This window comes from Pseudomonas sp. GW821-FHT11D10, from assembly GCF_058808435.1.
The window spans coordinates 103,804-125,098 of record NZ_JBXARR010000004.1 but is presented as its reverse complement, the minus strand read 5'-3'; the positions used below and the strand labels follow the sequence as shown (position 1 = coordinate 125,098).

Genomic DNA, 21,295 nt, shown 5'->3' with positions numbered 1-21,295 from the left:
CGCTTCAGGCGGTAGAGCGGCTCAACGCCACGCTGATCGTGTTACGTCCCGCGTGTTTGGCGCTGTACAGCGCCTTGTCGGAATCGTCGAACCACTCAAGGGCGTCGGCGTAGACGGATTGATAGCGGGCGAGGCCGATGCTCAGGCTGACGCGCAGTTCGGGGACGTCGGGATGACGGTATCGATCCATTCCTTCACGCAATTGCTCCATCAGCGCTTCGGCCTTGTTCAGTGGCAGGTTGGGCAGGATCACGCAGAATTCGTCGCCGCCGTAACGCCCGGCCAGCTCGCTTTCGTCGAGCACGAACTTCAGCTCGCGACTCAATCGCCGCAGCACCGCATCGCCGACGATGTGGCCATAACTGTCGTTGATCGACTTGAAATGATCGATGTCGATCAGCGCCAGAATGGCTTGGGAATTGTGCTGCCGGCACTGCTGGAACTTGAGGTGCAGCAGGTCTTTCCAGGCACCGTGGTTGAGCAGGCCGGTCAGGCTGTCGGTGCGGCTCAGGGCGCTCAGGGTGCGTTTGTGTTCGGCGAGTTTTATCGCCAACCGGTAACAGACCATGCCCAGCGCCAGTGGATAAAGGGTCAGCATCGGCAGGCAGGCCCAGACCTGAGTTTGCGTGGCCGTCAGGGTGAAATTGACGCCGAACACCGACCAGCCCAGCAGCACGCCGATCACCTGGGCGAGGGCGCCGAGCAGGAACAGACGCTGGCCGCCGGCGGCCACGTTGTTCATGGTCATCATCGACAGGATGGTCACGGTGGTCAGTGGATTGAACTGGAAACACGCGGTCCAGAAACCGCCGTACACCGAGTCATAGAGCAGGTTGCGGCGTTCGGCGCGATAGGGGAAAGCCGAGCGGGTCGAGCATTGATAGGCCACGTGCGGCCAGAGAAAACCGTTGAACAGCAACAATGCCCAGAGCCAGGCCGGCATGTTCAACGGATATAGCGCGGCACCGACACTGAAGAAACCGATGCCCAATCCGATGGCCCGTGGCAAGTAAATGCGTCTGGCGAATGACAAGCCTTTGCCGCGTTGGTTTTCCATGATGTTCTGCGCCAGATTCATTCTGAAACACTTTGCAGTGTAATACTTCAGACAGACCGTTCATCGGCCAATGACAGACATTGTCATTTATTCCAGCGGGAAAATTCAGTGTCCTTGTGAGCCATTTACCGTGGCGCAGGCCTTGTCTAGAGCTGATAGCAGGCCAGAAACATATCGAGTGCAGAATCGACCACGGCATTTTGCGTGGTGCTGTCGAGCGAGGGCTGGCCCATGGAGATCTGCGGCCAGAAGGCAAACGTCTTCAGCAGCCCCTGCACCTGATGCGCGGCGAACTCCGGATCGACCGGTTTCAACCGACCGTCTGCCTGAGCTGCGCGAATCCACACGGTCACGCTTTCCTCGCGTTCGCCCATGCGCGCCACCATGTTCTGCGCGCGCTCCGGCGAATGAATCGCGGCCGCGATGGCGACACGGGCCAGATTCATGAAATTGTCGTCCGCCATCATCTGCAGTTTGGCCAGCAGCATCGTTCGCAATTGATCGCGTAAAGGCTGATCGGGCTGGTACGACACGGCTTGCTCGGTGCTGATCCGTGCCCACAACTGGTTGAGAATTTCGGCGAACAGCTCTTCCTTGCTGGGGAAATGGTTGTACACCGTGCGCTTCGACACCCCGGCCGTGGCCGCGATCTTGTCCATGCTGGTGACCTCGAAACCGTTGGTACGGAATTCAGCGATCGCGGCCTGGATGATGGCTTCGCGTTTACGGTCGGTGAGGCGCAGGGGAGCTGTCATAAATTCGATTCGGCAGGAAAAAGGTGAAATTACACTCGGCAGTTTACTTGTCATCAGGTTTGATGCAACCTAGAAACTACACCGATCAGTGTAACGTTGCGTTAATCGGTGCACCCTAAAACCAGATGTCCGGCTGATGCGTGCGTGCCTTGGCCATTTATCGTCCCACCGTGGAAAGCCGTGAATTACGCGGTGTTTCCGGAGTCATTCAGTCATGGCCAAATCCATTGCTTCTGCGGGCAGTCAAACCCCTGAACCTTCGCGTCAGGCCGAAGGTGTATTCCGCAACCACGCGCCGGTGCAGCGCGAAGGTGTGCGCAAAATGCTGCGGATCATGTGGAACATGATCTTCCACAAACCGCGCAACACCCGGCCGGCGGCGGCCATTCCGGTGCAGCCACTGACCCGCGCGGACCTGATAGCGGCGCCCAACCACAGCGTTTATCGCCTCGGTCACTCGACCTTGCTGCTCAAACTGCACGATAAATTCTGGATCACCGACCCGGTGTTCGCCGAGCGTGCCTCGCCGGTGCAATGGGCCGGTCCGAAACGCTTTCACCAGCCACCGATCAGCATCGACGAATTGCCGCCGATCGAAGCGGTGATCCTGTCGCACAACCACTACGACCACCTCGACTACGAAGCGGTGTTGAAACTGGCCGACAAGGTCAACGTGTTCCTGACCCCGCTGGGCGTCGGCGACACCCTGGTCAAATGGGGCATCGATGCCAACAAGGTTCGCCAGTTCGACTGGTGGCAGGGCACCGAAGTCGCCGGCATCCGCTTCATCGCCACCCCGTCTCAGCACTTCTCCGGACGTGGCCTGTTCGATGGCAACCAGACCCTGTGGGCTTCCTGGGTGATCATCGACGGCGACACGCGAATTTTCTTCAGCGGTGACAGTGGCTACTTCGACGGTTTTAAACGCATCGGCGAACAGTACGGCCCCTTCGATCTGACCCTGATGGAGACGGGGGCCTACAACGTCGAGTGGCCTTACGTGCACATGCAACCCGAAGAAACCCTGCAAGCCCACATCGACCTCAAGGGGCGTTGGCTGTTCCCGATCCACAACGGCACGTTCGACCTCGCGATGCACGCGTGGCATGAGCCGTTCGACCGCATTCTTGCTTTGGCTTGGGAGCGCAGCGTGTCGATCACCACGCCGAAAATGGGCGAGGCATTCAACCTGATGCAACCGCAACGTGGGGACGCGTGGTGGTTGGAAATGGAACAGGAGATGTCAGAAAAAGTGCGCGTTGCTTGTAGCGGCTACAAGGCTGGGTGAGTTTTCCTACCGGCACTGATTCTTGTTGCTGACAGCCGTTTCCTGCGGCTTCGGTAGGCTTGGTCGCGAGTGAAATGACTCACTCGTGATTGGCTTAAACAAGGATTAGAAAATGAAATTCTGCTTTAAACGCAGCGCGAACACGCTGGCGCAGGCCATCCTGCTTACGCTGACCAGCAGCGCCGCTTTCGCGGCGCCCTCCAGTGCAGCACTTGAATACGCCAGCGCCAGCGAGCTGAGTGCAATGATGGTCAGCAACGAGCTGACCTCGGTCGCACTGGTTCAACATCTGATCACGCGCATTGCGGATCTGGACAAGCAAGGCCCGACCCTCAACGCCATCATCGAAATGAACCCTCAGGCTCTCGACATCGCGACCGCGATGGATGAAGAGCGTGCGCAAGGCAAACTCCGTGGCCCGCTGCATGGCATTCCTGTTCTGTTGAAGGACAACTTCGATACCGCAGACGGTATGCAAACCAGTGCCGGTTCAATGGCCATGGTCGGGCAACCGGCGGCTGAAGATGCGTTTATGGTTAAACAACTGCGCGATGCCGGCGCCATTCTGTTGGGCAAGGCCAACATGAGCGAGTGGTCGGGCATGCGTGACATGGCCCTGCCCTTGGGGTGGAGCGGGCGCGGCGGTCAGGGGAAAAATCCTCATGTGCTGAGTGAAAGCACTTGTGGTTCCAGCTCCGGCCCGGCAGCAGCAGTCGCCGCCGGTTTCACACCGCTGGCGTTGGGGACTGAAACCAATGGTTCGATCAGTTGCCCGGCGTCGGCCACCGGAGTGGTTGGCGTCAAACCGACGCTGGGGTTGTTCAGCCGTTCAGGCGTCGTGCCGATCACCCGCCTGCAGGACACGCCGGGCACGCTCACCCGCACCGTGCGAGATGCCGCGCTGCTGTTCAACGTCATGCAAGGGATTGACGCCTCGGACAGCGCGACTGCCGATGCCCCAACTGGCGTTGACTACACCGCACTGCTTTCCAGTGAAGCCTTGCAAGGCAAACGGATCGGTTATCCGATTGCGTACAAAGGATCCCACGCTACAGAGCTGACCCCGAGTCCGGAGATGCTTGCCGCTATGGCCACCCTGGAAGAGCAGGGCGCTACGCTGGTCCCGCTGACTGTGCGTCTGCCAGACATCGATGACTACGTTGACGGCCTGATGGGCGGCATGAAGCATGAGCTGCCCGAATATCTCGCCAGCCGCCAGGGACTGTTGATCGATTCATTGCAGGCGCTGATCGACTTCAACCAGGCCAACCCCGGTGAGGAGCAACACGGCCAGCAGATGCTGGAGGCCATCAACGCGTCGGCACTTTCCCATGAGGAGGCGAGCGCACTGATTACCACCATCAGCCAGAACTTCAAGGAAGCCATCGATGAGCAGGTGCGTGAACACAATCTGGATGCCCTGTTCGCCGAGTCGGATGGCTTTTCCCAGTTCTCCGCCGCCACCGCAGGCTACCCGGCAATCACCTTGCCCTCGGGCATGAGCGATGACGACACGCCGACCTCCGTGTTCTTTTACGGCCAGCAGTGGAGCGAGCCACAGTTGTTTGCGATGGCGTACAGCTACGAACAGGCTTCGATGGAACTGCGTCATCCGGGGTTCAAGGAGTAATCAGACCAACGAGGGCTCCCTTGCAAATGGCAATGGAGCCTTCGAAATCAAACCAAAGCAATAATCACATCCCGGCAATTATGCGCGGTGAGTTATTCGGCCATTGCCAGTTCACCGCGTATTTCAACAGAGCCAGTTCCCCTCATGTTCCCCCCACGCCCCGGTGCAAACCCCGGAAAGAACACCAGCCCCTGCGCCTCAAACCGATAGGTCAACGCCAGCCGCACCGCATCCGCCACGTCCTGCTGCGCTTCGAACCGCTGAATGTCGTCTGCTGAAACCTTGGCCTCTCGCGACAACTGTTCAATGCTCCAGCCCAACATCCCTCGGGCCTGGGCGCAGTGGGTCGGGGTGAACTGGAAAAGGGCGATACGTTCGAGGATGAGGTTCATCGCTGAAGAGGCCATGGTGTGCTCCGGGCTCGAGAGTGCTGATGGAAAATGTACTGTGTTTTTGTACAGTTGTTTTCGGCCGGGATCAAACGCATTTTTTGATTTGCCCTAGTTCGCCGCCTCCAACCAGACGGACGGTGCCTGACCGAGGATCCGGCGGAACATCGTCGAGAACGCCGCCGGGCTGTCATAGCCGAAATCCAGGGCAATCCGCGTCACCGCTTCACCCGTCGCCAGGCGTGCCAGCGCCAGTACCACGCAGGCGCGCTGGCGCCATTGACTGAAACTCAGGCCGGTCTGCTGACGAAACAGTCTGTTGAAGGTGCGTAAGCTTACGTGCAGCTGATCGGCCCAATGCTGGGGTGATTGGTGGGCATTCGGCTGATACAGAAAGATCTGACACAGTTCGAGCAGTCTTCCGTCAGACGGCAGCGGGATATGCAACGGCAACGGTGCACTGCGCACCAATTCATGCAGCAACAAATCGATCAGCACGCCGTCACGCCCGGCCAGGTCATAGGTCAGCGGCAGCTCCACCGCCTCCATCAGCAAATGCCGCATCAACGGCGACACACTGATCACCTGACAGCGCTCACCCAGATCCACCACGCCCGGCTCGATATACAAACTGCGAGTGCTGACCCCGAGCATCAACACCTCATGCGCCACCCCCGGCGGAATCCACACCGCCCGCTGCGGCGGCACCACCCAGTTGCCGTCGTTCGTGCTGACCTGCATCACCCCGGTCGCGCCGTACAACAATTGCGCCCGCCGATGTGTATGACGTGGCAATAGATAGCCGTGGGAATAATCCGTACCGATCGCCACCACCGGGCGCGGTGTGTCATCCAGCAGATTGATCGAAACATTGCGCATCGAGCGGCATCCAGCGATTGGCGTAAACGCAAATATTATTGGCTGACTTGCTGAAGCAGGCCAAGCACCGACGCTCTATCTTCGAGTCCTCCCAAACGACGGACGACGCGCCATGTTCTACCTCCTGCTGACACTTTTCGGCTGCCTGACCGGCGTCACCGCCGTGCTCTTCGGCTTCGGCGGCGGCTTCGTCGTCGTGCCACTGCTGTATCGCATGCTCACCGCCAGCCACGGCGCCGACGACCCGATCAGCCAATCCGCCATGCACATCGCCGTCGCCACCTCGACCTGCGTGATGATCGTCAACGCCCTGGTCGCCACCGGCAAACATCGCCGTGCTGGCAACCTCATTCGTGATTACCTGTGGCCCTTGGGCGGGTTCATTGGTTTGGGCGCGGTCGTTGGCGCAATCGCAGCGGTGTGGGTCAGCGGCGAAGTCATTCGTTATGCCTTCATCGCCTACCTCGGCGTGACGATTGTTGATTGCCTGCTGCGACGCGGATTTCTCACACAGTCCGAAGGCACCATCCCACGTCGATTGAGAACACTGGAAACGTCCGGCGGCGGTGTAGGCATTGGCGCCATCGCAACCTTTCTCGGTGTAGGAGGAAGCGTCATGACCGTGCCGTTATTGCGGCGTTGCGGGTTGAGCATGTCGCAGGCGACGTCGATGGCCAATCCGTTAAGCGTGCCAGTGGCGCTGGCGGGAACCCTGACGTACATGATGTTGGCGGGATACAGCGAGACAGACCTCGGGCCATGGTTTATCGGATATGTGGATCTGCTGGCGTTTGCGGTGTTGACGCTGGGCTCGATGCTGGGGATTCGACTGGCCACGCCGTGGATCGGGCGGATACCGGATCGGGTGCATGCTTGGGTGTATATCGCGCTACTCATCATCGTGATGCTGGGCATGACACTGAAGTAGCACCTCGATTCCTGCGCGCATCCTCTGCATACTCCGCAGCCTTATTCACTCAGGGATCGATCCATGCTCAAGGGACTGTTGCGCCTGGCGCCATACACCGCCGTGCTGTTTTCAATGCTTTCCACCGCTCAGGCTGATGACGGCAGACGTGTGTTTACCGGCACGCTGGGCAAGACGCCGATTGTGGTTGAACTCAACACCCAGCAGCAGGACGAAGTGACTGGTCGTTACTTCTACGAGAAGTATCACCGCGACTTGCCCCTCAGTGGCGCGTTGCAGGACAGCACGCTGACGCTGGTCGAGGGCAACAATCGTTACGGCGATGACAAGCCTTTGCCGACTCTCAAGTTGGAAGAAACCGCCAACGGCTGGCAGGGCGAATGGCAAAGCCCTCAGGGCAAAAAACTTGCCGTGCAACTCTTCGAAGCCAAACTCGCGGCGCCGACCTCCGCCACGTTGCCCTTCATCGCCACGCTGCCCGCCAGCGAGCCGTACGAATATCTGCGGCTACAGGGGCTCAAGCTCAAAGCCACGAAGAAAGAAAACTTCATGGGCTACACCCTACAATGGTGGACGGAGCCCGAGTCGAAAATTGCGTTGTTTACCGTGGAATCCGGCCTGCCGAAAGATGACCTGCAGCGGGTCAACCAACAGTTGCTCGGGCGCTTGTGGAGCGAGGTCATCAGCTATCACGGCTGCCAGTTGCAGGGCGGAGAAAACGTCGAGTTCATGCAGCAGGCACAACCGCAATTGATCTCGCCGGCTGTGGTCAGCCTGAACATCTCGACCAGTTATTACTGCGGCGGCGCACATCCGGACTTCGGCGATTCGCCGCTCAACATCGACGTGAACACCGGTCATCCGTTGTCGCTGGAAGATGTGCTGTGGGTAGGCCAGGGCAAACCTTTGCTGCACGCCGAGCGCGACAGCCTGGGCGATCAGCCGCTGAACGAAAAAGAAAGTGCAGCGCGCTCGACTTACCAGCGCGAAGTGCTGGTGCCGTGGCTGATCAAACAACTCACCGCGCTCTACCCAGATGAAATGAAGAAACCGGCGGAGGGCGATGAGGACAGTTGCGACTACACCGATGAAAGCATCTGGGGTTATCCGTCCTGGCACTTCACCCCGAAAGGCCTGTACCTGGGCGCCTACTTCGCTCGCGTCGCCCGCGCCTGCGATGCACCGGACTGGTCAGTCCTGCCGTACTCCCTCATCAAACAACACCCCGGCGCCGTCAAACTGCAACTGCCCCAGGGTTAACCATCACGCCAGACCCGGCGCTTCACGAATAATGAAGTGATCCAGGTTCTCGATATTGGCATTGAAGACCTCGAAAGGCTTTTCGGGGTTCTTCTTGCCCGGCACCTGCTTCAACTCCGGCGTCACACCATAGAAGAAGCAGAACAACTCCTTATCACTGTCGATCGCGTGCTTGATCTCTTCCAGAAACGCTTTGCGCTTGCGGTAGTTGTCGATCAGCTTTTTGTTGAGATAGACACTGACCGGATAAGGCTTCTTCTTGCTGTCATCCGGTTTCTTGAACCAGACCTTGTCCTCGAAATCGATCCGGAAACTGGCGCTGTGAAAATCCTCGATCTTCTTGATCCGGCCCCAGTAAATCAGCCCCTTGTTGTCCATCAAATACTCGATCTTCTTGAAGAACGAACTGTACGGCGCCGTATGCTCGCCAATCTTCAACGGCATGCGCTTGAGCAAATCCTTGTCCGCGAAGTTCGACACAAAACACTCCACGGGATGAGCGAAGACACTGGTCTTGTCCGGCGCCGTCTCACGACTCGGCGATTCTTTTGAGGGGGGAGCCGCCACCCGCACCGGATCATCCCGCAACACATCCGCCGCCCCCGCAAGCGCGGCAGGCTTGCGCACATACTCACGGCGCGTCAGCAACAACTCCGACGGGAAATATTCCTCCCGACCGTCATCCAATTCCCCATCCGCCGCCTCAACCCCCGACGCCGACGTCTTCAAACTCACATACGGACAACCCGCCACATGCTGCGTCCCGGGCAGATTCTTGAAGTGCGGCGTGCGCACGTAATTCACGTTCTTGGCGTTGAACGTGCCCAATTCGTTGGACACATCGAACGCCGAACGACAGGCGTCGTTGGGGCACTGGAAGTGTTCCTTCGCAGAATCGAACGCCACCGTCTCATCGAAATTGAGATCGCGAACGTCATAGATCGACAACTTGTCGTCGAGGCTGAGGCAGTAGGCGAGATCGAATTTCATGGTGGGGCTCGGGTCCTTGAGTGGGGGAGGGGTATTAATAGCGAGTGGTGGGGTGGGTTGCACTGATTGTTTTCGGGATGATGCAAAGTCTGTGTGCGTGAGCCAGCTCCCGTTGGGCTGCGGAGCAGCCCAAAAATCAGCAAACGCGATTAGTCAGATAAACCGCGATTATTCCCTTTCGAGTCTTCCAACGTTGTTATACAGCCAAGCAGTGAAAGCCTCTCTGTCATCCGAATGGTGGCAACGTTGGTGACAGTTGGGGCACAGCGCCACGACATTCGAAGGCTGGTCCGATCCTTCTTGCGACATATGCTTTACGTGATGAACTTCAAGAAATGGTTTTCCATTCTTCTTAAATGGCGCTTCTTCGCCACAACCTTCGCACTTCCCATTGGCTTCCTGACGAACCCAGCCCCTCAATTCGGGATCACGAAAGTAAACCTTTCTGGTGGACGTCGTTTGGAGTGGTGTCTTTATCCCTTTGGGGACGTAATCAAATTGCGTTCGCTCAAATTTGTCTGCGCGTTGTTCTAGTATCGCTTCGTCCGCAGTTGGATCAGAATCTTCAAGCGTCAGAACGGTGGAATCATCAAGTGCTTTACGGATGCTACGCGCTACATTCGCACCAACATTCTTGGCAGGTTTGTAGCCTTCAATTCGCTTTCGACCCATTTCTACCAACACGGTAGAAATGTTCTGCATCCGAAATTCGACAGAACCCTTCGTCCGGCCGGCGAGTGGGCCTTCACGCAGAATGCGATTTTCCTCAGTCTTGACGAATTTTTGGCCGCTCTGCTCACGCGCCAGCATCTTGAGGTAGGCATCGACCGCAGCCTGAATCTCTACATCACTCCAATCGCTATTAGTTTTTTCCGTATCCATACAATCGCCGAGGGTTGAAAACCCTCGGACGATACTGAGTGGCCATTACAGATGTCTACGAAAATTCCTACAGAAAATAACGACGGATCTCGCGAAGTCCTACAACCACCATCACTAGCCCATGGAATGCCTCGAAGACTGAAACACCTGCGGAACCTTTCTCCACCAAGGCTTCCCCGGTGTCCGTCGTTGTGTCTGATCGTTCAGCAGATAAGGCATGTCCCGCAGCCGAATCCAGCCTTCATCCTGCCAATGCAGCAGGCTCAACGACATCTCCGGCCAATCCAACAAACTCAACTTCGGCCGATCTGAATGTCCCGAGTGTTCTGCATCACGCAAGGCCGGTACCACCTGCAGAGTTAACCATTCCCTTAACAACCGGTTCCCCGGGACATAGTGATACACCAGCAGCGCATACACACCGGACTCACTGAGCATCAGCTGCTTTTCGGGTTGCCGAAAATACTCAATCCACAAAACGCGACGTTGGTCCTTATCTAGTTTGTTGACCATGCGTTCGCACAGATGGACACCCATCAAACGACCCACATCGCGGGCGCAGAACCACGCTTGGTTTTCGAGCAGAAGGGTGTGTAGCGCGAGGTTGTGACGCGAGAAGACTGTTACAGAAAAAGGATCGGGCATATCCATTACCTCTACGTTTAGATTTTTGGAGGGCCTGACCCCAACGTAGAGTGGATTTAAGAAATCCCAACGAGCGAGGCAGCTCCACCGACGGCATACGCGTCTGTGTGACTGATCAAGCTTTCTACGTTGGGTGTTTCTTAGGCACCTGCAATTGAGCTTAGAGGTGCTTGCAGTTGGCTTCAATGCGAAGCGGCTGTAAGTGCTGTAGGAGATTGAGCACTGCAACGTTGGGACGGAAATGGACAATCAGTCGCCCATAAAAAAGCCCCGATAAAATCGGGGCTTTTTGTTTTCTCAATTCGACGACTCAAGCAGCAGTCATCAAATCGTGGCGAGCGAGACTATCAGTCCCAGCTCAACGCACCACCAGTTTGGTATTCGATCACACGAGTCTCAAAGAAATTCTTCTCTTTCTTCAAGTCCATGATCTCGCTCATCCAAGGGAACGGGTTAGTCGTCCCTGGGTACTCTTCCTTCAAACCGATCTGCGACAGGCGACGGTTAGCGATGAACTTCAGGTAGTCCTCCATCATCGCCGCGTTCATGCCCAGTACGCCGCGAGGCATGGTGTCGCGGGCGTATTCGATTTCCAGCTGGGTGCCCTGCAGGATCATCTGCGAAGCTTCTTCCTTCATTTCGGCATCCCACAGGTGTGGGTTTTCGATTTTGATCTGGTTGATCACGTCGATGCCGAAGTTCAGGTGCATGGATTCGTCGCGCAGGATGTACTGGAACTGCTCGGCGACGCCGGTCATTTTGTTGCGGCGGCCCATGGAGAGGATCTGGGTGAAGCCGCAGTAGAAGAAGATGCCTTCCAGAACGCAGTAGTAGGCGATCAGGTTGCGCAGCAGTTCTTTGTCGGTTTCGACGGTGCCGGTGTTGAATTCCGGGTCGGAGATGGCGCGGGTGTATTTCAGGCCCCAGGCGGCTTTTTTCGCGACCGACGGGATCTCGTGGTACATGTTGAAGATCTCGCCTTCATCCATGCCCAGCGATTCGATGCAGTACTGGTAGGCGTGGGTGTGGATCGCCTCTTCGAATGCCTGGCGCAGGATGTACTGGCGGCATTCCGGGTTGGTGATCAGGCGGTACACGGCCAGGGCCAGGTTGTTGGCAACCAGGGAGTCGGCGGTGGAGAAGAAGCCGAGGTTGCGCATCACGATGCGGCGCTCGTCGTCGGTCAGGCCTTCCGGGTTTTTCCAGAGGGCGATGTCGGCGGTCATGTTGACTTCTTGCGGCATCCAGTGGTTTGCGCAGCCGTCCAGGTATTTCTGCCAGGCCCAGTCGTACTTGAATGGTACGAGCTGGTTGAGGTCGGCGCGGCAGTTGATCATGCGCTTTTCGTCAACGGCGACACGGGCGGCGGAGCCTTCGAGTTCGGCGAGGCCTTCGGCAACGTCGAGGGAATCCAGTGCAGCCTTGGCGCGGGCCACGGCGGCCGAGTCTTCGGCGGTCACGGCGCGGGCTTCGAGGGCGGCGGCACCGCCGGCGCTGTCGAGGCGGTCCATGTTGGCTTCGCTAGCGTGGCCGGCGTTGGCGCCTTTCACTGCTGCTACTTCACTGTCTTCTTTGTCGAATTCGTCCCAGCTCAGCATGACGTGTCGTCTCCTGCGTGAGGGCCTGTGCCCGTGTGAAAACTGATTGGTTGGTTTTTCACACGGCCGTACAGGCCGCGTTGGATGTCGTTTTTTGCAGCGGTGCTACGCAGGCAATAAACAGAAAATTTTTACGGGTTTCCGAGAGCCTCTGACGGGCGCAGGTCAGCGTTGTCGCTGCTGCGGGGCTTCAGAATGGCTTTGATCCCTGTAAGGGAATATTGCTGACCCGATTGGGCGGCATTATAGGGAAAAAACACGGGCGTGGGGGAGGGCGAAACAGCGCAGGGTGGTCGATCGCGCGGGTGATTTCGATTGGAGCGAGGGTTTACAGGGCTTTCGCCGGGATTGGTCCCGGAGAATTTTTTTTCATTAATTTTTCTGCGTGTGATTGATTGCTCAAAAAACGAGCAAAAAACCGCGTTTTTCACTATATCTTGTGTTTTGCAACCCTTTTACGTCGCTTCAAACACAACTGAGCCCGACCGAAGCCGGGCTGGAATCGACCCTCGATGTTGCGTTGAGTGATCCGATTCGGTGCAGTCTCAAACCATCAATTGGTGCAGCCGTTACCCATCACGCTGTAACGCAGGATGTGGCGCTGGCCGGTGGAGTCGTCGTACTCCATTTTCATCGGTACTACTTCGCAGACATTTGGAACTTCGCTCATCGATACAACTTTGGCGATGTCCAGGTGAGTGGAGTAAGTGTATTCCTCGATGGCCGGTTGTTGCTGTGCGACATCAGTCGGGACCTCGTCTGCCATGGCGGTTGCGCACAGACTGCTGAGGGCCAGAACCAATAAAGCTTTCATTTGAAATTTACCTTCTTGAGGTCGAGTGGGGTCACGCAACCTTTTTGGGGTTGCGTGTGGAACTTCATCGTTTGGTTTGTTACTTCAGAGCTGGATTAACGGCCTTCGTGGGGGCTGTAACGTTGTTAATCGCTTTGCCTTGTCGGCGAGGTGAATTTTAGGGAGGCGGGGTAGGGGTAAACAGACCCGGTTTTGATAAACACCTTTGGCAGATTTGGTAACAATCCGCCGAAAATCAAAATATCCCGGCCCGGGCCAATGCCTGAAAGGCCGTGGCCGACGGGATTCGCGGCAATCGCCACATTTTGTAGGGGCTTGTTACTACCATCGTCGAATGGTTCTATACGGGCGCCCCGGCTACAACAGGGTCATACAAAAACAACTATTACACCGAGGTAGGAAAGATGAGTGCGGCTTCCCTGTATCCCGTTCGTCCCGAGGTTCTGGCCAATACGCTGACCGACGAGGCGACCTACAAAGCCATGTACCAACAGTCGGTCGTCAACCCTGACGGCTTCTGGCGCGAACAAGCCAAGCGCCTCGACTGGATCAAGCCTTTCACCACGGTGAAACAGACTTCGTTCGACGATCACCATGTCGACATCAAGTGGTTTGCCGACGGCACCCTGAACGTTTCCTACAACTGCCTCGACCGTCATCTGGCCGAGCGCGGCGATCAGGTCGCCATCATCTGGGAAGGCGACGATCCTTCCGAAAGCCGCAACATCACCTACCGCGAACTGCACGAACAAGTGTGCAAACTCGCCAACGCCCTGCGTGGCCAGGACGTGCACCGCGGCGACGTGGTGACCATTTATATGCCGATGATCCCCGAAGCCGTGGTCGCCATGCTGGCCTGCACCCGGATCGGCGCGATTCACTCGGTGGTGTTCGGCGGTTTCTCGCCGGAAGCCCTGGCCGGTCGCATCATCGACTGCCGCTCGAAAGTGGTGATCACCGCTGACGAAGGCATCCGCGCCGGCAAGAAGATTTCCCTCAAGGCCAACGTCGACGACGCCCTGACCAACCCGGAAACCAGCAGCATCCAGAAAGTCATCGTGTGCAAGCGCACCGGCGGCGACATCAAGTGGAACCAGCATCGCGACATCTGGTACGAAGACCTGATGAAAGTGGCGGGCACTGTCTGCGCGCCGAAAGAGATGGGCGCCGAAGAAGCGCTGTTCATCCTTTATACCTCCGGCTCTACCGGCAAGCCGAAGGGCGTGCAGCACACCACCGGCGGTTATCTGTTGTATGCGGCGATGACCCACGAGCGCGTGTTCGACTACCGTCCGGGCGAAATCTACTGGTGCACCGCCGACGTCGGCTGGGTCACCGGCCATTCCTACATCGTCTACGGCCCGCTGGCCAACGGCGCGACCACGCTGCTGTTCGAAGGCGTGCCGAACTATCCGGACATCACCCGGGTGGCGAAGATCGTCGACAAGCATAAGGTCAACATCCTCTACACCGCGCCGACCGCGATCCGCGCGATGATGGCCTCCGGCACCGCTGCTGTTGAAGGCGCGGACGGCAGCAGCCTGCGTCTGCTCGGTTCGGTCGGCGAGCCGATCAACCCGGAAGCCTGGGACTGGTACTACAAGAACGTCGGCAAGTCCCGTTGCCCGATCGTCGATACCTGGTGGCAGACCGAAACCGGCGGCAACATGATGAGTCCGCTGCCGGGCGCTCATGGGCTGAAACCGGGTTCGGCCGCGCGTCCGTTCTTTGGTGTGGTGCCGGCGCTGGTGGACAACCTCGGCAACATCATCGAGGGCGAGGCCGAAGGCAATCTGGTGATTCTCGATTCGTGGCCAGGTCAGGCGCGCACCCTGTACGGTGACCATGACCGTTTCGTCGACACCTACTTCAAGACCTTCCGTGGCATGTACTTCACCGGTGACGGCGCTCGTCGCGATGCCGATGGTTACTACTGGATCACCGGTCGCGTGGACGACGTGCTCAACGTGTCCGGTCACCGCATGGGTACTGCCGAGATCGAAAGCGCAATGGTCGCTCACCCGAAAGTCGCCGAAGCGGCGGTGGTCGGTGTGCCGCACGACATCAAGGGGCAGGGCATTTATGTCTACGTCACTCTGAAAAATGGCGAAGAGCCGAGCGAGCAACTGCGCCTGGAACTGAAGAACTGGGTGCGCAAGGAGATCGGGCCGATTGCTTCGCCGGACGTGATCCAGTGGGCGCCGGGGCTGCCGAAGACTCGTTCGGGCAAGATCATGCGCCGTATCCTGCGCAAGATCGCGACCGCCGAATACGAAGGGTTGGGCGACATCTCCACCCTGGCCGATCCGGGTGTGGTGCAGCATCTGATCGATACGCACAAGACCATGAACGTCGCGTAAGCGGCGGGTCTGGATAAAGAAAAGCCCCGTCCGGCATTGCGCCGGGCGGGGCTTTTTTGTTTTCCAATAATTATCGGTTTCACCTGTCAGAGCATTCCCACTGTTACCCGTCAGCCTTCAAGTAACTGAATGTGTAACCGCCTGCTCCGCAACGGGGCGTCCGGAAACGCATTGCCCCGCTTTCGGGCCTCAAAACCCCCGGTGAAAAATAAGACATAACCCCGCGCTTGCCGGATTAGAAGGGTTTGCGAATAATAGGCCCGCAATTTGCAGCATAGATCGGTTCACTGTCTTTCGCTCTTGCATGAAATTGCGGGGCTGTCAATGTGCTCAAGCGGGTTTCTCGGTGCATCTGTAATTAGTTGTCGCATTGAAGAAATATCGGCTTCGGGCCTGTCGTTAGAATGCCGATCACTCGCTCGTCGTGGCTCGTGTTGAAATCGCTAACGGTTTCAATGGGAAATTTCCCACGGATGCAGCACCGCTTTTCTGTTTCACCCATTCGCATATTGGGCTGTCGCTCACTCTGCCGTTTTTGCCCTTTACCGATGGAGTCCCAAGATGAAGAAACTTGTGCTGCTTGGCGCCCTGGCACTGTCCGTGCTGTCCCTGCCGACATTCGCCGATGAAAAGCCTCTGAAAATCGGTATCGAAGCGGCTTACCCTCCATTCGCCTCCAAAGCGCCGGACGGCAGCATCGTCGGTTTCGACTACGACATCGGCAACGCGCTGTGCGAAGAAATGAAGGTCAAGTGCCAGTGGGTCGAGCAAGAGTTCGACGGTCTGATCCCGGCACTGAAAGTGCGCAAGATCGACGCGATCCTGTCGTCCATGTCCATCACTGACGACCGCAAGAAGTCCGTGGACTTCACCAACAAGTACTACAACACCCCGGCCCGCCTCGTGATGAAGGAAGGCACTCAGGTCAGCGAAGGTCTGGCTGAGCTGAAAGGCAAGAACATCGGCGTGCAGCGTGGTTCGATCCACGAGCGCTTCGCCCGCGAAGTCCTGGCCCCGCTGGGTGCCGAGATCAAGCCGTATGGCTCGCAGAACGAAATCTACCTCGACGTGGCCGCCGGCCGCCTCGACGGCACCGTGGCGGACGCTACGCTGTTGAATGACGGCTTCCTGAAAACCGACGCCGGCAAAGGCTTCGCGTTCGTGGGCCCGGCGTTCACCGACGTCAAATACTTCGGCGACGGCGTAGGCATCGCAGTACGCAAGGGCGACGCCCTGAAAGACAAGATCAACACCGCCATCGCGGCCATCCGCGAGAACGGCAAGTACAAGGCAATCCAGGACAAGTACTTCGACTTCGACATTTACGGCAAGTAAAGACGTCGCTCGACCCGTCCGAAATGGCGCAAGCAACAGGATCTCTGCGGTTTGCGCCATTTTTTCATCCCAACTTTCGAGGACCTGAATCATGTTGAAAGGCTACGGGGCTGTCATCCTCGATGGCGCTTGGCTGACGCTTCAGCTCGCCTTGTCGTCCATGGCCCTGGCCATCGTTCTCGGGCTGATCGGCGTCGCGTTGCGCCTGTCGCCGGTGCGCTGGCTGGCGTGGCTGGGCGATCTGTATTCCACGGTGATTCGCGGGATTCCCGACCTGGTGCTGATCCTGCTGATCTTCTACGGCGGTCAGGACCTGCTCAACCGCGTCGCACCGATGCTCGGCTATGACGACTACATCGACCTGAACCCGCTGGCCGCCGGTATCGGCACCCTCGGCTTCATCTTCGGTGCGTACCTGTCGGAAACCTTCCGCGGCGCGTTCATGGCGATCCCCAAAGGTCAGGCCGAAGCCGGCATGGCGTACGGCATGAGCAGCTTCCAGGTGTTCTTCCGCGTGCTGGTGCCGCAGATGATTCGTCTGGCGATTCCGGGCTTCACCAACAACTGGCTGGTGCTGACCAAGGCTACCGCGCTGATTTCCGTGGTCGGTCTGCAAGACATGATGTTCAAGGCCAAGCAGGCGGCCGACGCCACCCGCGAGCCTTTCACCTTCTTCCTCGCAGTGGCGGCGATGTACCTGGTGATCACCAGTGTCTCGTTGCTGGCACTGCGTCACCTTGAGAAGCGCTACTCGGTAGGCGTAAGGGCGGCTGATCTATGATCTTCGACTACAACGTCATTTGGGAGGCCCTGCCGCTGTACCTCGGCGGTCTGGTCACCACCCTCAAGTTGCTCGCGCTGTCGCTGTTCTTCGGTCTGCTTGCGGCCCTGCCGCTGGGGCTGATGCGTGTGTCCAAGAACGCCGTGGTCAACGGCGCGGCGTGGCTCTTCACTTACGTGATTCGCGGCACGCCGATGCTGGTTCAACTGTTCCTGATCTACTACGGTCTGGCCCAGTTCGAAGCGGTACGTGAAAGCTTCCTCTGGCCGTGGCTGTCCAGCGCAACGTTCTGTGCGTGCCTGGCGTTCGCGATCAACACCAGCGCCTACACCGCCGAAATCATCGCCGGCAGCCTCAAGGCCACGCCGAACGGCGAGATTGAAGCGGCCAAGGCCATGGGCATGTCGCGCTTCAAGATGTACCAGCGCATCCTGCTGCCATCGGCCCTGCGCCGGGCGCTGCCGCAGTACAGCAACGAAGTGATCATGATGCTGCAGACCACCAGTCTGGCGTCCATCGTGACCCTGATCGACATCACCGGCGCGGCCCGTACCGTCAACGCGCAGTTCTACCTGCCGTTCGAGGCGTACATCACCGCCGGCGTGTTCTACCTGTGCCTGACCTTCATTCTGGTGCGCCTGTTCAAGCTGGCCGAGCGTCGCTGGCTGAGCTACCTGGCCCCGAGGAAGCACTGATATGGAACGCATCGACCACGTTCTGCCGTGGAGCCACCTGGGCAGCGAGCGCCGGATTTCGGTATTTCGCTTCGGCAGCGGTGAGCGCAAGGCCTACATCCAGGCCAGCCTCCACGCTGACGAACTGCCCGGCATGCGCACCGCCTGGGAACTGAAAAAACGCCTTGGCGAACTCGAAGCCAAGGGCCTGCTCAACGGCGTCATCGAACTGGTGCCCGTGGCCAACCCGCTGGGTCTAGGCCAGTTGCTGCAAGGCAACCATCAGGGTCGTTTCGAGGCCGGCAGCGGCAAGAATTTCAACCGTGATTTCGTCGAGCTCAGCGCGCCGGTGGCCGCCAAGCTGGAAGGACAACTCGGTGATGATCCGCACGCCAACATCCGCCTGATCCGTCAAGCAATGGCCGATCACCTGGCCGCACTGCCTGAGGCCAGCAGCCAGTTGCAAGGCATGCAGCGCATCCTGCTGCAACATGCCGCCACCGCCGATGTCGTGCTGGACTTGCATTGCGACTGCGAAGCCGCGCTGCACATGTACGCCTTGCCGCAGCATTGGCCGCAGTGGCGTTCGCTCGCCGCGCACCTGGATGTGAAAGTCGGCCTGCTGGCGGAAGATTCTGGCGGCAGCTCGTTCGACGAAGCCTGTTCGCTGCCGTGGCTGCGTCTGTCGCGGCTGTTCCCGGACGCGCAGATTCCACTGGCGTGCCTGGCAACCACCGTTGAACTCGGCGGTCAGGCTGACACCACGCCGGCGCAAGCCGAAGCCTGGGCAGCAGGCATTCTGGCGTTCCTCGCCGAGCAGGGCCTGATCCGTGGCGAATGGCCGAGCGCGGCACACGAACCGTGCGAAGGCATGCCGTTCGAGGGCACTGAATTGCTCCTGCCGCCGCATCCGGGCGTGGTGAGTTTTCTGCGCAAGCCCGGCGAGTGGGTTGAAGCCGGTGACAAGATTTTCGAAGTGATCGATCCGCTGTCGGATCGGGTCAGCACGGTGTGTGCTGGTACGTCCGGGGTGCTGTTTGCCATTGAGCGGCTGCGTTACGCCCAACCCGGTTTCTGGCTGGCCAAAGTGGCGGGGCGCGATGCGCTGCGCGACGGCCCTTTGCTCAACGACTGACTGTTTTTGTGAGAACCGACCGCATGTACAAACTTGAAGTCCAAGACCTGCATAAACGCTATGGCAGTCACGAAGTGCTCAAGGGCGTTTCCCTGAAAGCGGCCGCCGGCGATGTGATCAGCATCATCGGCTCCAGTGGCTCCGGCAAAAGTACTTTCCTGCGCTGCATCAACCTGCTCGAGCAGCCGCACGCGGGCAAGATCCTGCTCAACAACGAAGAGTTGAAGCTGGTCGCGAACAAGGACGGCGCGCTGAAAGCCGCTGATCCGAAACAGCTGCAACGCATGCGTTCGCGCCTGTCGATGGTGTTCCAGCACTTCAACCTGTGGTCGCACATGACCGCGCTGGAAAACATCATGGAAGCGCCGGTTCACGTCCTTGGCGTTTCCAAGGCCGAGGCCCGCGAGAAAGCCGAGCACTACCTGAACAAGGTCGGCGTGGCTCATCGTAAGGACGCGTTCCCGGGGCACATGTCCGGTGGCGAGCAGCAGCGCGTGGCAATCGCCCGTGCGCTGGCGATGGAACCGGAAGTAATGCTGTTCGACGAGCCGACTTCGGCCCTCGACCCGGAATTGGTCGGCGATGTGCTGAAAGTTATGCAGGCCCTCGCTCAGGAAGGCCGCACCATGGTGGTGGTGACCCACGAAATGGGCTTCGCCCGTGAAGTGTCGAACCAGCTGGTGTTCCTGCACAAAGGCGTCGTCGAAGAAAGCGGCAACCCGCGTGAAGTGCTGGTCAATCCGCAATCGGAACGTTTGCAACAATTCCTCTCGGGCAGCCTCAAGTAATCGCTCCCGTTATGCACCAAATTAGGTCATGCTGCGCAGCGCGCCAGATGGTCTAATTTGGTTGCAGCCGATTTCGGTTTTTCCCTCTGTTTACGTTTCGGATCGCCCGCCATGACTGCCCATCGAATTGGTTTCCTGATTTGGCCCAGCACTAAAGCTCTGACTTTGGCGCTGGCAGAGGAGGCCTTGCGTGTTGCCCAGCGTGTGCATCCGGAAGTGGTTTACGAGTTGTCGTTCCTGCAGGCCGAAGCACCGACCGAAGGTGAATGGCAACTGCCCGGCGAACCCTGGGCGGGCAAACTCGAAAACTTCCAGAAACTGTTCCTGCTCGCTGACGAGCCACCGACCACGTTGGCGCCGGCGCTCAGCAGCGCGCTGAAACAACTGGTGCGTGCCGGTTGTGTGATCGGCGGTCTCTCGGCCGGTGTGTACCCGCTGGCGCAACTCGGTTTGCTCGACGGTTACCGCGCGGCGGTGCACTGGCGCTGGCAGGACGATTTCGCCGAGCGCTTCCCGAAAGTCATCGCCACCAGTCATTTGTTCGATTGGGATCGCGATCGCCTGACCGCGTGCGGTGGTATGTCGGTACTCGATTTGCTGCTGGCGGTGCTGGCCCGAGATCACGGTGCGGAACTGGCCGGTGCCGTCTCCGAAGAACTGGTGGTCGAACGCATCCGCGAAGGCGGCGAGCGTCAGCGCATTCCATTGCAGAACCGTCTCGGCTCCAGCCATCCGAAGCTCACCCAGGCGGTGCTGCTGATGGAAGCCAACATCGAAGAGCCGCTGACCACCGACGAAATCGCCCAGCACGTGTGCGTGTCCCGTCGCCAGCTGGAGCGGATCTTCAAGCAATACCTCAACCGCGTGCCGAGCCAGTACTACCTGGAACTGCGCCTGAACAAGGCCCGGCAGATGTTGATGCAGACCAGCAAGTCGATCATCCAGATCGGCCTGTCCTGCGGTTTCTCCTCGGGGCCGCATTTCTCCAGCGCCTACCGCAACTTCTTCGGCGCCACGCCGCGGGAAGACCGCAACCAGCGGCGCAGCAGCAGTCCGTTCGAACTGTCGTCGGTGCCGCCAGAGCGCGGTTGATCCGCTGCCAATGAC

At 58.6% G+C, this 21,295-nt stretch carries 20 protein-coding genes; 11 read left to right on the top strand and 9 right to left on the bottom strand.

Annotated elements, in window-relative coordinates:
• Window positions 1–4 precede the first annotated feature (4 nt).
• Together AC1RT4_RS14235 and AC1RT4_RS14230 are read right to left on the bottom strand one after the other, a co-directional pair.
• Window positions 5–1,057 carry a diguanylate cyclase gene (locus AC1RT4_RS14235; protein ID WP_493086363.1) on the bottom strand — a complete coding sequence of 351 codons (1,053 nt, stop codon included), beginning with the start codon at window positions 1,055–1,057 and terminating at the stop codon, window positions 5–7.
• Window positions 1,058–1,203: 146 nt separating this feature from the next.
• Entirely contained in the window at window positions 1,204–1,812 is a 609-nt protein-coding gene (locus AC1RT4_RS14230; RefSeq protein ID WP_493085820.1) for a TetR/AcrR family transcriptional regulator, read from the bottom strand.
• Between the two features lie 214 nt (window positions 1,813–2,026).
• Between AC1RT4_RS14230 and AC1RT4_RS14225 the strand changes: the two genes are divergently transcribed.
• Together AC1RT4_RS14225 and AC1RT4_RS14220 are read left to right on the top strand one after the other, a co-directional pair.
• Complete coding sequence (locus tag AC1RT4_RS14225) at window positions 2,027–3,100, top strand: MBL fold metallo-hydrolase (RefSeq protein ID WP_493085818.1); 1,074 nt, start codon at window positions 2,027–2,029, stop codon at window positions 3,098–3,100.
• A 112-nt stretch (window positions 3,101–3,212) separates the two neighbouring features.
• Window positions 3,213–4,730: an amidase family protein gene (locus tag AC1RT4_RS14220; RefSeq protein ID WP_493085816.1), complete on the top strand. Its 1,518-nt coding sequence runs from the start codon at window positions 3,213–3,215 to the stop codon at window positions 4,728–4,730.
• 92 nt (window positions 4,731–4,822) lie between these two features.
• Here AC1RT4_RS14220 and AC1RT4_RS14215 read toward each other — a convergent pair whose 3' ends face one another.
• Both AC1RT4_RS14215 and AC1RT4_RS14210 read right to left on the bottom strand, forming a co-directional pair.
• On the bottom strand, window positions 4,823–5,137 hold the full coding sequence (locus tag AC1RT4_RS14215) for a helix-turn-helix domain-containing protein (RefSeq protein ID WP_493085814.1): 315 nt from the start codon (window positions 5,135–5,137) through the stop codon (window positions 4,823–4,825).
• A 93-nt stretch (window positions 5,138–5,230) separates the two neighbouring features.
• Complete coding sequence (locus AC1RT4_RS14210) at window positions 5,231–5,998, bottom strand: AraC family transcriptional regulator (RefSeq protein WP_493085811.1); 768 nt, start codon at window positions 5,996–5,998, stop codon at window positions 5,231–5,233.
• A gap of 112 nt (window positions 5,999–6,110) precedes the next feature.
• On the opposite strand from AC1RT4_RS14210, the gene AC1RT4_RS14205 reads away from it, so the two are divergent.
• The gene (locus tag AC1RT4_RS14205; RefSeq protein ID WP_493085809.1) at window positions 6,111–6,926 is read left to right on the top strand and encodes a sulfite exporter TauE/SafE family protein; all 816 of its coding nucleotides are present in this window, start codon (window positions 6,111–6,113) and stop codon (window positions 6,924–6,926) included.
• 63 nt (window positions 6,927–6,989) lie between these two features.
• On the top strand, window positions 6,990–8,186 hold the full coding sequence (locus tag AC1RT4_RS14200; RefSeq protein ID WP_493085807.1) for a hypothetical protein: 1,197 nt from the start codon (window positions 6,990–6,992) through the stop codon (window positions 8,184–8,186).
• A 3-nt stretch (window positions 8,187–8,189) separates the two neighbouring features.
• Here AC1RT4_RS14200 and AC1RT4_RS14195 read toward each other — a convergent pair whose 3' ends face one another.
• The 5 genes from AC1RT4_RS14195 to AC1RT4_RS14175 all read right to left on the bottom strand — a co-directional run bounded on the left by AC1RT4_RS14195 (window position 8,190) and on the right by AC1RT4_RS14175 (window position 13,115).
• A complete protein-coding gene (locus tag AC1RT4_RS14195; RefSeq protein WP_493086361.1) occupies window positions 8,190–9,176 on the bottom strand; it encodes a hypothetical protein in 987 nt (328 codons plus the stop codon).
• A gap of 168 nt (window positions 9,177–9,344) precedes the next feature.
• Window positions 9,345–10,058, bottom strand: a complete 714-nt coding sequence (locus AC1RT4_RS14190; protein WP_493085805.1) for an HNH endonuclease — start codon at window positions 10,056–10,058, stop codon at window positions 9,345–9,347.
• A gap of 114 nt (window positions 10,059–10,172) precedes the next feature.
• Window positions 10,173–10,703, bottom strand: a complete 531-nt coding sequence (locus tag AC1RT4_RS14185; RefSeq protein WP_493086359.1) for a BRO-N domain-containing protein — start codon at window positions 10,701–10,703, stop codon at window positions 10,173–10,175.
• A 347-nt stretch (window positions 10,704–11,050) separates the two neighbouring features.
• Complete coding sequence (locus tag AC1RT4_RS14180; protein WP_007951068.1) at window positions 11,051–12,301, bottom strand: ribonucleotide-diphosphate reductase subunit beta; 1,251 nt, start codon at window positions 12,299–12,301, stop codon at window positions 11,051–11,053.
• A 553-nt stretch (window positions 12,302–12,854) separates the two neighbouring features.
• Window positions 12,855–13,115: a DUF2790 domain-containing protein gene (locus AC1RT4_RS14175; protein ID WP_085709715.1), complete on the bottom strand. Its 261-nt coding sequence runs from the start codon at window positions 13,113–13,115 to the stop codon at window positions 12,855–12,857.
• 404 nt (window positions 13,116–13,519) lie between these two features.
• On the opposite strand from AC1RT4_RS14175, the gene acs reads away from it, so the two are divergent.
• The 7 genes from acs (at window position 13,520) to argR (ending at window position 21,280) form a co-directional block, all read left to right on the top strand.
• The gene (gene acs / locus AC1RT4_RS14170; protein ID WP_207983697.1) at window positions 13,520–15,475 is read left to right on the top strand and encodes an acetate--CoA ligase; all 1,956 of its coding nucleotides are present in this window, start codon (window positions 13,520–13,522) and stop codon (window positions 15,473–15,475) included.
• A 561-nt stretch (window positions 15,476–16,036) separates the two neighbouring features.
• The gene (locus tag AC1RT4_RS14165; protein WP_011335541.1) at window positions 16,037–16,810 is read left to right on the top strand and encodes an ABC transporter substrate-binding protein; all 774 of its coding nucleotides are present in this window, start codon (window positions 16,037–16,039) and stop codon (window positions 16,808–16,810) included.
• 91 nt (window positions 16,811–16,901) lie between these two features.
• A complete protein-coding gene (locus AC1RT4_RS14160) occupies window positions 16,902–17,591 on the top strand; it encodes an ABC transporter permease (protein ID WP_007951063.1) in 690 nt (229 codons plus the stop codon).
• A complete protein-coding gene (locus tag AC1RT4_RS14155) occupies window positions 17,588–18,286 on the top strand; it encodes an ABC transporter permease (RefSeq protein ID WP_249482422.1) in 699 nt (232 codons plus the stop codon). Before AC1RT4_RS14160 ends, AC1RT4_RS14155 begins: the two co-directional genes overlap by 4 nt.
• 1 nt (window position 18,287) lies before the next feature.
• Window positions 18,288–19,400, top strand: coding sequence for a succinylglutamate desuccinylase/aspartoacylase family protein (locus AC1RT4_RS14150; protein WP_493085801.1), 1,113 nt, complete (start codon window positions 18,288–18,290; stop codon window positions 19,398–19,400).
• A gap of 23 nt (window positions 19,401–19,423) precedes the next feature.
• Window positions 19,424–20,188, top strand: coding sequence for an ABC transporter ATP-binding protein (locus tag AC1RT4_RS14145; protein ID WP_003227281.1), 765 nt, complete (start codon window positions 19,424–19,426; stop codon window positions 20,186–20,188).
• 111 nt (window positions 20,189–20,299) lie between these two features.
• On the top strand, window positions 20,300–21,280 hold the full coding sequence (gene argR / locus AC1RT4_RS14140) for a transcriptional regulator ArgR (RefSeq protein WP_493085799.1): 981 nt from the start codon (window positions 20,300–20,302) through the stop codon (window positions 21,278–21,280).
• Window positions 21,281–21,295: the final 15 nt, after the last annotated feature.

Bases quoted from the DNA above. Each gene is read 5' to 3' on its own strand.
- AC1RT4_RS14235 (WP_493086363.1), bottom strand. From the start codon at position 1,057: ATGGAAAACCAACGCGGCAAAGGCTTGTCATTCGCCAGACGCATTTAC.
- AC1RT4_RS14230 (WP_493085820.1), bottom strand. From the start codon at position 1,812: ATGACAGCTCCCCTGCGCCTCACCGACCGTAAACGCGAAGCCATCATC.
- AC1RT4_RS14225 (WP_493085818.1), top strand. From the start codon at position 2,027: ATGGCCAAATCCATTGCTTCTGCGGGCAGTCAAACCCCTGAACCTTCG.
- AC1RT4_RS14220 (WP_493085816.1), top strand. From the start codon at position 3,213: ATGAAATTCTGCTTTAAACGCAGCGCGAACACGCTGGCGCAGGCCATC.
- AC1RT4_RS14215 (WP_493085814.1), bottom strand. From the start codon at position 5,137: ATGGCCTCTTCAGCGATGAACCTCATCCTCGAACGTATCGCCCTTTTC.
- AC1RT4_RS14210 (WP_493085811.1), bottom strand. From the start codon at position 5,998: ATGCGCAATGTTTCGATCAATCTGCTGGATGACACACCGCGCCCGGTG.
- AC1RT4_RS14205 (WP_493085809.1), top strand. From the start codon at position 6,111: ATGTTCTACCTCCTGCTGACACTTTTCGGCTGCCTGACCGGCGTCACC.
- AC1RT4_RS14200 (WP_493085807.1), top strand. From the start codon at position 6,990: ATGCTCAAGGGACTGTTGCGCCTGGCGCCATACACCGCCGTGCTGTTT.
- AC1RT4_RS14195 (WP_493086361.1), bottom strand. From the start codon at position 9,176: ATGAAATTCGATCTCGCCTACTGCCTCAGCCTCGACGACAAGTTGTCG.
- AC1RT4_RS14190 (WP_493085805.1), bottom strand. From the start codon at position 10,058: ATGGATACGGAAAAAACTAATAGCGATTGGAGTGATGTAGAGATTCAG.
- AC1RT4_RS14185 (WP_493086359.1), bottom strand. From the start codon at position 10,703: ATGCCCGATCCTTTTTCTGTAACAGTCTTCTCGCGTCACAACCTCGCG.
- AC1RT4_RS14180 (WP_007951068.1), bottom strand. From the start codon at position 12,301: ATGCTGAGCTGGGACGAATTCGACAAAGAAGACAGTGAAGTAGCAGCA.
- AC1RT4_RS14175 (WP_085709715.1), bottom strand. From the start codon at position 13,115: ATGAAAGCTTTATTGGTTCTGGCCCTCAGCAGTCTGTGCGCAACCGCC.
- acs (WP_207983697.1), top strand. From the start codon at position 13,520: ATGAGTGCGGCTTCCCTGTATCCCGTTCGTCCCGAGGTTCTGGCCAAT.
- AC1RT4_RS14165 (WP_011335541.1), top strand. From the start codon at position 16,037: ATGAAGAAACTTGTGCTGCTTGGCGCCCTGGCACTGTCCGTGCTGTCC.
- AC1RT4_RS14160 (WP_007951063.1), top strand. From the start codon at position 16,902: ATGTTGAAAGGCTACGGGGCTGTCATCCTCGATGGCGCTTGGCTGACG.
- AC1RT4_RS14155 (WP_249482422.1), top strand. From the start codon at position 17,588: ATGATCTTCGACTACAACGTCATTTGGGAGGCCCTGCCGCTGTACCTC.
- AC1RT4_RS14150 (WP_493085801.1), top strand. From the start codon at position 18,288: ATGGAACGCATCGACCACGTTCTGCCGTGGAGCCACCTGGGCAGCGAG.
- AC1RT4_RS14145 (WP_003227281.1), top strand. From the start codon at position 19,424: ATGTACAAACTTGAAGTCCAAGACCTGCATAAACGCTATGGCAGTCAC.
- argR (WP_493085799.1), top strand. From the start codon at position 20,300: ATGACTGCCCATCGAATTGGTTTCCTGATTTGGCCCAGCACTAAAGCT.